Genomic DNA, 12405 nt, shown 5'->3' on the forward strand with positions numbered 1-12405 from the left:
CCCCACATCTCCTTGGTTCAACTCACACTTCTGCCACACGAGACCAGACACGTTCGGTGCCAACCGGCGCGACCGATTTGGGCTGGCCCATGACCAGGGTGTGAGGCACAAATCCCCATACATGGCCGTCCCGGCGGCAAGAGGATCAGGAGATCTTTCGGGCTTTCGCGGTGGAAAGGCCGAGGGGCGGTCAGTGCGGAGCTGAGGGATGGTCCGCGAGACCCCAGCAGTACGCAGCCAAGGAACGATCCGCAAGACCTGAACAGCGCGGAGCCGAGGGGATCACATGGCACACGGTTGGTACGGGGGCTGAGCCGTTCACCTGTTCGAGCGGCCCGCCCCGGTCTGTCAGCCCCCAGGTCCGTCAGCTCTGGTCTGTCTGCCCCCGGTGTCCTGAATCACGTGGGGTTTGACTGCCCTGATCACCCGACCCCCTGAGGCACCGAGCGGACCGGCCATCGTGGCCAATCTCCGTGAGTTGCTCGGCGACCGCATGGCGCTGTGCCGACGGGGTGACGATGAGCAGCTCGTCGTTGGCGAGAAGACACGTGTCCGCCCCAGGGGCGAAGGACTGCTCACCCCGAATGATGAGTGAGACGATGGTGTTGGCCGGGAGCTGCAACTCACCAACCGTGGTTCCAGACAGCTGCGACCCGATCGGCACGTTGACCTGGATGAGTTCGGCGTCGACATCTCCCAGTGGCGCCACCTCGATGTCGACGTCCTTGACGGCCGAGGCGTCGACCAGTCCGAGCAGTGCTCCCACCGTCGGCAGGGTCGGCCCTTGGGCAAGGACGCACACGACGACGAGCACCAGTACTGCGTCGAAGATGCGGTCGGCACCGACGAGGTCGTCCGAGATGGGAATCGTCGCCAGAATGATCGGCACCGCCCCGCGAAGACCGGCCCACGACAGGAACACCTGGTGCCGCCACGGAGTACGGAACCAGACCGTGCTCACGAACACCGCCAGCGGGCGTGCCACGAGGGTGAGGAACAGACCGATGACCACTCCCTGCAGCACCGGCACCCAAGTCAGCCGGTCCGGGTTGGCCAGCAGCCCCAGCATGACGAACAGGCCGATCTGGCAGATCCATCCCACACCTTCGGCGAACAACTCGGTGGCATGTTGGTAGGGCAGATCGGAGTTGCCGATGACGACGGCAGCAACGTAGACGGCTGCGAACCCCGAGACGTGTGCCAACACCGCCAGCCCGTAGGCGAGCGACGCCCAACACATCGCCACCACTCCGTACAGGCTTGAAGAGGGAAGTTTCACGCGACGAGTGACATGCGACCCGAGCCATCCGACGAGCAGACCCACGAGAACACCCGCCGCCAGTTGGACGGCGATCGAGACGATGAGCCCCCAGACTCCTCCGGGAAGAGGGTCGCCGGTCGCCATGGCCGACAATGCGACGACGACGAGCACCGTCGGGGCATCGTTGAGCCCCGACTCGGCCTCCAGGATCGACTTCAGACGGGAGGGAAGCGACACCCCACGCAGGATCGAGAAGACGGCAGCCGAATCGGTGGGGGCGGTCACGGCACCCAACAGGGCGGCAACCGTCCAGTCGATGGAGAAGGCGCAGTGGCAGAACACTGCCATGACCTCGATGGAGGTTGCCGAGCCAACCGTGGCCAGGAGCCCGGCCGGGGCCAAGGCCGGCCTGATCTCATGCCACCTGGCCGAGAGCCCACCCTCGGCCAGGATGAGCGCCAACGCGGCCAGCCCCAGGCCACGAGCAAGCTCCGGATCGTTGAACTGCACCCCGAACCCTGCTGGCCCCAGCACCATGCCGATGAGCAGGAAGAGCAGCAGCGCCGGCAGCCCGAGACGACTCCCGATCCGAACCGCCAGGGCAGCGAACAGGATGATGACCGCGGTGAGCAGCAGGGCAAGGTCGAACACGGTCATGGAGGTATTGTCCCCCATCCCGCGCCTCGAGCACGAGTCGCAGAAGCTGATTTCGCCATGAGGTGCCCACGACGCGAGTCGAGCGGGCATGGAACCGTCACGTGGGACGTCTGCGCCGCCAATCACTGACTATCACTGACGCGGGGGAAACCTGGAGCAGCTGGACAGGCACGGGAACCTGGAACCGCTGAGCAAGCACAGATCTCTCTCCCCCCCGCCCCTCTGGGCGCAGTGATCGCCACCTGGGATGTTGTCGAGGCGAGCAGCCGTCCGTGATTCTCATCACTCCCCCGGAATGTCCACATACCGTGGCCCCACATGTGTGATCCGCGTCTCGGCAGCCCATGCCCGTCATCCACATGCATGCCCTATCGATGTGTGGAGCTGCGGCGGCTCGGCACATCATGCTTCCCAGAAGGCCGTCGCCGCGCCAGGAGTTCCGAGCAAGGCCCCGGGCGACAAATTCCGGATCCGAGCAGGGCCCCCGACGACAAAGCCCCGGAGTCCTGATCTCTCAGGGCTCCGGGGCCATCTGGCGGTGACGGAGGGATTTGAACCCTCGGTAGCTCTCGCTACACCCGCTTTCGAGGCGGGCACTTTCGGCCGCTCAGACACGTCACCGCTGGTTATTTTAGCGGAACGTCACCCGTTGTTGGCAAATCAGTCACTTTGCCGAGTCGTCAGACTCAGCGGTGGGCTGCAGATCGTTGGCGTGCTTGCGGTCGAAGTTCCACGCCACGATCAGGGCCAGCACGATGTAGCAGACCAACAACCCGGTCTGCATCCACGACATCATGGAGACCGTGTGAATGATCGCCCCGTGTGCTCGCGACAGGTAGGTGAGCGGGATGACGGCGTAGATGATGGCAAAGATGAGCGCAATGCCGTTGTTGCGAGTGACGATGAACAGGTTGCTCACCGGCGAGGTGACGAAGTTGAGGAACAGCCACGGCACCAGGGCCACCGCCAGATCAGCCACCGGACGATAGGACGCGCCCATGAGCAATGGCAGGATCGGTGGCACGAGCAGGTACAGCAGGCCGAACGGGATGATTCCCACCAGGAACGACCGCACGATGGACCTGCGCACCATGGAGAACATGTGTCCGGCATCCGTCACCGACAATTTCTGGTAGAACACCTGCGACATCGCCTGATTGATCACCGCCGCGGGCACCTGCATGAGCTGCCAGGCCATGGTGAACAGTCCCATGGCAGCCCCCGAGTAGTGGATACCCATCGACCACGGGATACCCTGCAGACGAATGGCGTCGACGATGGCATTGGGCGCGGTGAGCAGCGGCATCTTGCGGTACCGCTTCATGAGCGTCCTGGTCGGGATGTCGGCCGCCCTCACCTCGACGACGTCCTTGCCGAGGCGGCGTCGGAAGTTGTTGAGTCCGGCCATCTGGCCGAGGATCACTGCGACGATCTGCCCACCGGCTCCCAACCCGGCGAAGGCGCTGCCGATACGTCCTGCACCTGCCACGGTCTGCTTCCACACGGCATTGGTGCCGATGACCCCGAACTGCTTGCGTCGGTTGGCCCAGAAATTGGCGATGTTGTACTGACAGTAGGTGAAGATGAATCCGCCAACTGCCAGCATCCACCAGCGGGTCCCGGCGGGGGCGTCGAGCAGACCGGAAAGATAACCGCCCAACGGGATCATGATGATGGTCGCCAGCAACGAGACGATGACATTGATCCGAGTGGCCAGGTTGAAGATGGCACGTGCCTCGCCGTCGTCCCTGGGCAGCACGATCGCCATGTCGTAGCGCAGTGCGGCCACCGGGATGACGAACCCCGCCGTGGCGTAGACAGCGGAGTAGATACCCCAGTCCACCGGGTCGACCTTGTGGGTGACGATGAGGACGGCGATGATCGCCACCAGCTGGGCGACTCCCGTGCCACTGATCACCTTGAGCACCGAGCTGAGGAACTCATGGCGGCCCAGGAAGGCCTTGAAGCCAGATTTCTTCTCGCTACTCGGTGCTGTCATGGACGCCTCGTCCGGATTCTCAGACGCAGGCGTCGTCTCCGACGATGAATTCACCCGACCACGGTACTCGCCGTGACGGAAAATACCGAGTCGGGAACCATGGCGTCACTTCTCGCACGCACACCAAGCCCACCTGACAAAAATTGACACAGCACGCCGGTACAGCGCGCCAGGGCCGGGTGGGGGCACTGTTCGCCGCTGCACAAGTCGCCCAAGTCGCCGTTGATGACCCCTCGACTCTCTCCCCCCAGTGATCGAACGCTGCGGCGACCTCAGAGCATTCGGTGAGTCGTCCGCGCGGGGTGCCGACCGCAATAGATCGGTGCCCTCGGATCTGTGCCTTCGCGGAACCTGGGGTCCCCTCTCTGCGCGTGGGCATGCTCGCAACGACGTTCGGACAAATTGATCTTCGAGAGCGTCCTTTCCCTGCGCGTGGGCATGCCCGCGGGGCATCCGAATGCTTGCTGACAGTGGGGGAGCCCCCGGTGTGTGCATGCCCCCTCATCAGAGCAGTGGATGGCCATTGGGAAGAGCTTTCAGCACTTGGGTATGTTCGGATGACCCACTTGGGCCGTAGCAGCGAGGGCTGAGCAGGCCCGTGCAAAAAATGCCGTGCCAAATCAAGTCGAGTCACTACTCTGCACCGCACCCCAGCCAACCGACGAAAATCGTCACACCAAGCAAGGTGAGCGTCGCTGCAGAGCAAGGACACACCTTGCACCTGGGCATGCTGGAGTGAATCACCGGAGCTGCAGCAAGCTCGGATAAACCACCGAGACTGCAACGGCAGGGGCGCAGCTGGGTGGTGCAAAAAATGTCGAGCCAGACCAGGTCGAGTCACTGCTCTGCACCGCACCCCAAGCCAGCTGACAAAAATCGTCACGCCAAGCCGAGCGAGTGTCACGACAACGCAGGAACACCTTGCACGTGAACACCCCAGCGCGTAAACGCGCGAGCAGTGACCACTTCGCACGTAGGAAGCAGCGCGTAGCCAGTGTGGGGTGTGTGGACACACTGCGCACTAGCGTGGACCTGCGGGCCACCACCAACAAGACCGACGACGTCCTGAACACACTGCGCACGTAGCGTGGACCCCACGTTGGCCTGCCGAGACACCCGCCAGCGAGGGTGGGCACCACGCTTGCTTGCAGAAACGCCTGCCAGCGGGGCAGGGGCGATTCTCTGCGCTTCCCGACTCCGCGCCAGAAAATCGTCAGTGATCGCCACTCACCAGCACTGAAATATCTTGCCGCCCGCCGAGGTGACAATTTTTGACATGCCGGATGCCCGAGTGCCGAGCACGTCCTACGAATTGCGCCCCCAGCCTCAGCGCCTCGTCATGAAGAACTCGGTGAGCAGCCCCGCGCACTCCTGGTCACACACCTGGGAGACCACGCGTACTCGATGATTGAGACGAGGGTCGCGCACGACGTCCCACAATGAGCTCACCGCCCCGGCCTTGGGGTCGAAGGCGCCGAACACCAATGTCCCAATCCGAGCAGCGACGATGGCGCCAGCACACATCGTGCACGGTTCGAGAGTGACCACGAGGGTGCAATCGTCCAAGTGCCACCCGTCATCCTCGTCGCGGGCCTGCAGGGCCTCGACACCGCGCCGGATCGTCACGACCTCGGCGTGAGCGGTGGGATCGCCGGTGAGCTCCCGTTCGTTGGCGCCAGCAGCCAAGACTCGTCCGTTCGGGTCGAGCAATACGGCGCCAATTGGCACGTCCCCCCAGTCAGCAGCTGCCCGAGCTTGGTCCACAGCATGGCTCATGGCTTCTTGCCACAGACTCATGGGGCCCGAACCAGGCTGGCCCAGCTGTGTCCCGGCCAAGCCGCTGCTGGTACGTCTCGAACCGTCATGCGGATGATCCGAGTTCATGCCAAGATGACTGCCTTGGAGCACGTACCGGTCCTTGCCATTCACCACGGTGTCGCCCCCACCACGTATTGCCTGATCAGCGCAATCAGCTGGAGAAACTGAGTCGTTTCCGTGGCCCACTGGCTCCACCACTTCGCAGAGCGAAGTTGCCAGAACCACCGGCACCCTCGAAGCACTCAGCGCCCAGAATTCTCAACGGCACGTTGAAAGATTGGGCCAAAGTTGATCCGCCGGGCCACGATGCTCAGCTGCTCATCGGAATCCTCGTCCAGATCCGCGATGGCCTCCAGGTCAAACTCGCTCAAACCCACGTCGGAGAGCAGGTCGAAGTCGCCCATGGGGTCGGCGTCGTCATCGACATCGGGGATGTCCTCGCCGAGGAAATCTGCAACGTCACGCGCGATGGGCCAGTCATTGGCCTCGACGCCGTCAGACAGGAAGACCTGAACATTGCGCCCCCGCACCCGCACGATCACGAAGAACTGGTGGTCGATGGACACCATGGCGACTGCCCCAGCATCACCGGGGAGCCGTCGCAGCTGCATGATGAGTTCGTCGAGGTCATTGGCGAGCTGGAGGTCCAGTGGCGCCGACGTCCGCTCACCGTCATCGGCATACAGGGCGACGACGAAATCGATCTCGTCATCGGAGGCATCCTCAAGATCGTCGTAGTCATCATCGGAGTAGTAGTCATCGTCACCGTCGTCGAAGTCATCGTCGTCGGCAAGATCCAGCTCCTCGGAATCGGTGAGATCGTCCACGTCGTCATCGCTGGCGTCGTCAACAGAAACATCGTCGGATGCGGCAAAGTCCTCATCGTCGGTGAATTCATCATCACGATCGGTACCCACGATGACCTCCTCGAAACACGGATATCTGTATCGTGTCAGAGTTTCGAGTCAGTTCACAGCCCCGACTCCAAAATTGTCCAGGTTTTCATCTGCCAACCAGCTGGCGTCCGGGCAGGGATGCTCGCTGACACCCGGCAGACCTGCTCGGCTGAACGTTCGTCCTACGCGGCAGCCCCCTACCGGGTGGGAGGGGGCAGGCAGACCTGCTCGACTGAACGTTGCCCTGTGAGAGCTCTGCGGGACAGACCCCTGCCGGATGGGGTGCGGAGACCTGCCCAACCAGACGCTCGTCCTGAGGGGGACTCACGACCTGACGATTTTCGACACCACTCACTTCATCGACGCAAAGCTCGGGCCCACCACCCCGTCGCATGACAATTTTTGTCGCTTGGCCACATCCCAGCGCAGAAAAATGATGTCCAGTGTCTCTGCACGGCATTTTTCATCATCCAGATGATCCGCCCCTGCCGACCGATGCAGTCGGTACCAACCAGCTGGTGCGCAAGTGCATCCCCGTGTCTGTAGCACAGCCAGTTGCAACACCTCTGGCAACCAACAGCCAGCTTTTTGGCGTGACATTTTCGTCGTGCCACGACGCACTCTGGCAATCGAATGGCACGCGCTCTCACCAAGTGACAATTTTCGTCACTCCCAGTGTCAGGAGGCAGATCAGCGACACCACACCCTGTGAAGTGGCATTTTCGTCGTGCCCTGACGTCCTCCGGCAGGCGAGTGGCAGGTGTCCTCATGTGGTGACGATTTTCGTCACCACCAGTGGCCAGGAGGCAGGCAAACGACACACACCCTCACGAGATGACAATTTTCGTCACCTCCAGCGGTCAAGAAGCAGACCAACAACACCACACCCCGTGAAGCGACAATTTTCGTCACACCACGACGCCCCAGACAGGCAAGCGGCACGCACCCCGTGGGGTGACGATTTTCGTCACCCCACGCCGAACATCTCACGCTGGTCCCCCACGCCGCTTCACCTCCCGCTTCATCCCACGCCGAATGCCCTCCCCAGGCATCTCCCGACACACCCCTGCCGTACCGACCCGCCCCACGTCATGGCCAGATGTGCGACACTGTGGCCGTGGAATTGCGCGTCATGGATCATCCCTTGGTTTCTCACAAACTCACCCTGCTGCGATCGCAGGACACCACCAGCCCGGTGTTCCGCCAGCTCGTCGAGGAGCTTGTCACCCTGCTGGCCTACGAGGCCACTCGCGAGGTGGACGTCGTCCCGTGCACGGTGACGACACCTGTCACCCAGGCCCGAGGCGTGGAGCTGGCCAGCCCGAAGCCGCTCGTCGTGCCGATCCTGCGGGCCGGTCTGGGCATGCTCGAGGGCATGCTGCGCCTCATCCCGAGCGCCGAGGTCGGTTTCGTGGGCATGGCTCGCGACGAGGAGACCTTGCAGCCGATGACCTATGCAGAGCGTCTGCCATCAGACCTCTCCGGACGGCAGTGCTTCGTGCTCGACCCCATGCTCGCCACTGGAGGTTCGTTGGGCGGGGCCGTGCAGTTCCTCGCCAAGCGTGGGGCCAAGCACGTCGTATGCCTGTGCATCCTGGCCGCCCCGGAGGGCATTGAGCGGTTCCGCGGCCTGGTGAAGGATCTTGGCATGCAGTGCACCCTGGTCGTCGCCGGGGTGGATGAGAAACTCAATGAGAAGGGCTACATCGTCCCTGGCTTGGGAGACGCCGGGGATCGACTCTACGGTCTGGCCGAGTGACGGCTCAGCACCGTGTCATCACAGCACAGTGGTGTTCTTCGAGGTGACGACTTCACCGGGCTGGCAGCCTTCCTGGGGGTGAAACGGCCCGAGGTCGTCGTGCCGCCATGCTGGCACTGGTGTGTGCTCAACGACCCCGTCGATCCGAAGGCCTTGGATGATCGCGGCCAGGTGCGCGATTCCCCGCTCACGCCACCGCCGGGAGTGACGCGGATGTTCGCCGGCGGTCGGGTGCACACGATCACCCCACTACGCCTGGGCCTCGAGACGACCCGCACCACCGAGCTCACCAGATCCGTCGCGAAACAGGGGAGGCATGGTCCGCTGCGGTTCGTCACCCTGACGACGACGTGGCGTCAGGCGGGGCGCACGGTCCTGATTGACGAGACCGACCACGTCTTCATGGGCTGCGCGCCCCACAGCTCCCCCACGACGACGCCCACTCACGCCACCTCGGCTCGGCCCTCGCCCATGGGATCTGACGCTGCGCCGAATTCTGCACCAGCGGATCGGCCTTCACCCACGGGATCGGGTGCCGCACCGAGTCCTGCACCGTCTGATCGGCCCGCTCCGGCCCAGCACCTCGTCGACCCCACCTTCCAAGCCCCGGTAGCGCACCGCATCGACGTGGACGAGCTCACCTTGGTCACCTTCTCGGCTCTCACCGCAAACCCGTACCGGATCCACTGGGACCGACGGTTCTGCGCACAGGCCGGTCACGACGGGCTCGTCATCCACGGCCCGCTGCAGGCCCTCTGGATGGCCGAACAGGCATTTTCCGGCGTGGACCCGGCAAACCTTGCCGACGTGACATTCAGCTACCGGCTCACGGCTCCGGCAACTGCTCCTGCCGTCATGACGGTCGAACCCCATCAGGTTCGCAGACCTGACGGGGCTGTCACGGCCGTGATGGAGGTTGCCGCCGGAGGCCGCCCGAACAGCTGAGCCGGGGCCAGAATCGGTAAACCGTCCTGTACGCCCAGCCCCGCCCGCGCTCCTCAGCCCCGGGACCGGACCGAAAAACCATACCCCGGCAGCGCCCCAGACCAGTACCCAGACCCCCAACGCAGGGCAGGAACAAGCCGCACAGGAGCCGAAACCAAGCTCAGCCGTCGGGGGCATCAACCATTCTGTCGACCAGAGAACAAGCCACACTGGAGCTGAGGCCAAGCTCAACCGGGGCCGGGCCGAAAAAAGTCAGACCACGGCAGCGCCCCATTCCCGCCTGTCCCATCCGGGTGCAACAGCCGGGAATGGCAGCGGGGCAATGACGCTGTTCACCCGCTCCCACCCTGGTGGAGGGTGGCCCATCCGGTTCACCTTCTCCCCTGTTGCTGTCCCGCTCACCTCCCCCGGGCGGAGGCGGGGATGGCCCCCGATGATCATCGGGATGAAGAGCCGCTCACCTCACCTGTATGGGTGTGGGAGCGTTGAGCGGCGTTCTCGCTCGAAACACACGTGTTGACCCCACCCGGATGGGGGTGGCAGCCGTCTTGACGATGAAATCAGAAGAGGCCTGAGGCTCACTCCACCCGGATGGGGGTGGCAGAGACCCTCCAGACGTTGTCGGCGTAGTCCTGGATCGTGCGATCCGAGGAGAACCGACCCGATCTCGTGATGTTCACCCACGCCTTGCGGGCCCAGCTCTTCTCGTCCTCGTAGTCGGCTGCCATGCCATCCTTGGTGGTGCGGTACGACTCGAAGTCGCCCAGGACGTAGTAGGTGTCGGCCTGGTTGCCGCCGTCCAGGAGGGAACGGCGCAGGTCGGCGAACCATCCCGACCCGTTGTCGTCCAAGGTGCCGTCGACCAGGGCATCGAGCACCCGCGCCAGCCCCGGCACGTTCTGGTAGTACCAGGTGGGGTCGTAGTTCTCCCGCAGGCTGGGCAGCTCGTCCTTGGTGGCGCCGAAGATGTAGGCGTTGTCCTCACCCACGGCGTCCAGGATCTCCACATTGGCCCCGTCCAGGGTGCCCAGGGTGAGCGCCCCGTTCATCATGAACTTCATGTTCGAGGTGCCCGAGGCCTCCTTGCCGGCCATCGAGATCTGTTCGGAGACGTCTGCGGCCGGGATGATGTGTTCGGCCGGGGACACGTTGTAGTTGTGGACGAAGACCACCTTGACGCGCGAGTTGACCTCCTCGTCATTGTTGACGAGGTCGGCGATGGCATTGATGAGTTTGATCACGGCCTTGGCCCGCACGTACCCGGGGGCGGCCTTGGCACCGAAGATGAAGACGCGCTTGGGGGTCTCCAGGTCCGGGTCCTCCTTGAGTCGGAAGTAGAGGTCGAGGATGTACAGGGCGTTGAGCAGCTGGCGCTTGTACTCGTGCAACCGCTTGATCTGGACGTCGAAGATGGCCTCGGGATCCACCTCCACGCCCTCGCGACGCGCCACCCAGGTGGCGAAGTCCACCTTGTTGGCACGCTTGATCTCGGTCAGACGCTCGTAGACGTTCTCGGGAACCGAGTCGGTGTGCTGGGCGAGCACGGTGAGGTCGCGCACCCACTCGTCGGAGCCGGTGACGTCGTCGAGAAGATCGGCCAGCCGCGGGTTGCACTGCTTGAGCCAGCGGCGTGGGGTGACACCGTTGGTCTTGTTGTTGAACTTCCCCGGCCACAGCTCGTGCCAGGGTTTGAGGGTGTCGGCCTTGATGATCTCGGTGTGCAGGGCGGCCACACCGTTGATCGAGTACGACGCGTAGCAGGCGATCCACGCCATGCGCACCCGCTCGTCGGCCACCGGGGCCATGTAGTTGGCCGTCTCGGGGTCGACGCCACGGCTGGCCATGTCCTCGCGGAACCGGCGATCGATCTCGCGCACGATCTCGGCGATGCGCGGGAAGAGCCGCTCGAAGATCGACATCTCCCAGGTCTCCAGGGCCTCGGCGAGCACCGTGTGGTTGGTGTAGGCGAAGGTCCGGGTGACGACGGCCCAGGCGGCATCCCAGCCCAGGCCGTGCTCGTCCATGAGCAGCCGCATGAGCTCGGGGATGGCCAGCACCGGGTGGGTGTCGTTGAGCTGGATGGCGTTGAAGTCGGCGAATCCGTTGAGGTTGGCCCCGTGGTGCTCGACGTAGTTGTCGATGAGCTCCTGCAGGGTGGCCGAGCAGAAGAAGTACTGCTGCCGCACCCGCAACACCTTGCCCTCGTAGGTGGTGTCGTTGGGGTAGAGCACCCGGGAGATGTCCATGGTGCGTTCCCGATCGACGATGGCGTCGGTGAAGCGCTGGGAGTTGAAGGCGTCGTAGTCGAACTCGTGGATCGGCTCGGCCTTCCACAGCCGCAGGGTGTTGACGTTGGAGGTGCCGTAGCCGGTCACCGGCATGTCGTAGGGCACGGCGAAGACGTCGAGGTCGGCGTAGTGGACGACCCGCCTGGCCTCCTCACGGCGAATGATGAATGGGTACTCGTCCTCCATCCAGGAGTCTGGCTCCTCGATCTGGAAGCCGTCGGAGAAAACCTGACGGAACAGCCCGTAGCGGTAGAGGATGCCGTAACCATCGACGGGAAGGTCGAGGGTGGCGCACGAGTCGAGGAAACAGGCGGCCAGACGTCCCAGGCCCCCATTGCCCAGGGCGGCATCGGGCTCCTGCTCCAACACGTCGGTGAGATTGAGTCCATGGGCGGCCAGGGCAGCTCGTGCGTCGTCCTCGATACCCAGGTTGGAGAGATTGTTGAGCAGGGCTCGTCCCATGAGGAACTCGGCGGACAGGTAGTGCTCCATGCGTCCGGCCTTGTAGGTGGCCGTGGTGCGGTTCCAGTCGTCGGCCACCCGATCGATGACGCTTCGTGACAGCCCCTGCCACACCTCCATGGGGGTGGATGCATTGACGGGACGGCCAGAGCCGGCCCGCACGTGGGCGGCCACCTCGGCGGCGAAGTCCTGAGACATGTGTTCCCTTCCTCCGGACTGATGATCACCGTCACCCTAATGCGTCGGTTCCACTCAAACCAGAACATGACCGCAACCACTGGCCGAATTCTTGGCAAACAGAGCTTCAACTCACCCTGAAT

7 protein-coding genes and 1 tRNA gene are annotated in these 12405 nt (G+C 63.7%); 2 read left to right on the forward strand and 6 right to left on the reverse strand.

The window, feature by feature from the left end:
• Nucleotides 1-364 precede the first annotated feature (364 nt).
• The 5 genes from CKV91_RS01510 to CKV91_RS01530 form a co-directional block, all read right to left on the reverse strand.
• A complete protein-coding gene (locus tag CKV91_RS01510) occupies nt 365-1918 on the reverse strand; it encodes a potassium/proton antiporter (protein WP_065860997.1) in 1554 nt (517 codons plus the stop codon).
• Between the two features lie 533 nt (nt 1919-2451).
• Nucleotides 2452-2539, reverse strand: a tRNA-Ser gene (locus CKV91_RS01515).
• 43 nt (nt 2540-2582) lie between these two features.
• Complete coding sequence (locus CKV91_RS01520) at nt 2583-3917, reverse strand: lipopolysaccharide biosynthesis protein (RefSeq protein WP_021105194.1); 1335 nt, start codon at nt 3915-3917, stop codon at nt 2583-2585.
• Between the two features lie 1326 nt (nt 3918-5243).
• The gene (locus CKV91_RS01525) at nt 5244-5693 is read right to left on the reverse strand and encodes a nucleoside deaminase (protein ID WP_197691355.1); all 450 of its coding nucleotides are present in this window, start codon (nt 5691-5693) and stop codon (nt 5244-5246) included.
• Between the two features lie 284 nt (nt 5694-5977).
• Nucleotides 5978-6652 (reverse strand): tRNA adenosine deaminase-associated protein, encoded by a 675-nt coding sequence (locus CKV91_RS01530; protein ID WP_021103968.1) that lies wholly within the window; start codon nt 6650-6652, stop codon nt 5978-5980.
• A gap of 1111 nt (nt 6653-7763) precedes the next feature.
• Here CKV91_RS01530 and upp point away from each other — a divergent pair.
• Together upp and CKV91_RS09950 are read left to right on the forward strand one after the other, a co-directional pair.
• Nucleotides 7764-8390, forward strand: a complete 627-nt coding sequence (gene upp / locus CKV91_RS01535; RefSeq protein WP_081659007.1) for a uracil phosphoribosyltransferase — start codon at nt 7764-7766, stop codon at nt 8388-8390.
• Nucleotides 8391-8402: 12 nt separating this feature from the next.
• A complete protein-coding gene (locus tag CKV91_RS09950; RefSeq protein WP_021103966.1) occupies nt 8403-9335 on the forward strand; it encodes an HTD2 family dehydratase in 933 nt (310 codons plus the stop codon).
• A 578-nt stretch (nt 9336-9913) separates the two neighbouring features.
• On the opposite strand, the gene CKV91_RS01545 is transcribed toward CKV91_RS09950, so the two are convergent.
• Nucleotides 9914-12283 (reverse strand): glycogen/starch/alpha-glucan phosphorylase, encoded by a 2370-nt coding sequence (locus CKV91_RS01545; RefSeq protein WP_065860985.1) that lies wholly within the window; start codon nt 12281-12283, stop codon nt 9914-9916.
• Nucleotides 12284-12405: the final 122 nt, after the last annotated feature.

The sequence above is a fragment of the Cutibacterium granulosum genome (assembly GCF_900186975.1).
GTDB classification, from domain to species: Bacteria; Actinomycetota; Actinomycetes; order Propionibacteriales; family Propionibacteriaceae; genus Cutibacterium; species Cutibacterium granulosum.

Coding starts and splice junctions, on each gene's coding strand:
- CKV91_RS01510 (WP_065860997.1), bottom strand. CDS start 1,918: ATGACCGTGTTCGACCTTGCCCTGCTGCTCACCGCGGTCATCATCCTG.
- CKV91_RS01520 (WP_021105194.1), bottom strand. CDS start 3,917: ATGACAGCACCGAGTAGCGAGAAGAAATCTGGCTTCAAGGCCTTCCTG.
- CKV91_RS01525 (WP_197691355.1), bottom strand. CDS start 5,693: ATGAGCCATGCTGTGGACCAAGCTCGGGCAGCTGCTGACTGGGGGGAC.
- upp (WP_081659007.1), top strand. CDS start 7,764: ATGGATCATCCCTTGGTTTCTCACAAACTCACCCTGCTGCGATCGCAG.
- CKV91_RS01545 (WP_065860985.1), bottom strand. CDS start 12,283: ATGTCTCAGGACTTCGCCGCCGAGGTGGCCGCCCACGTGCGGGCCGGC.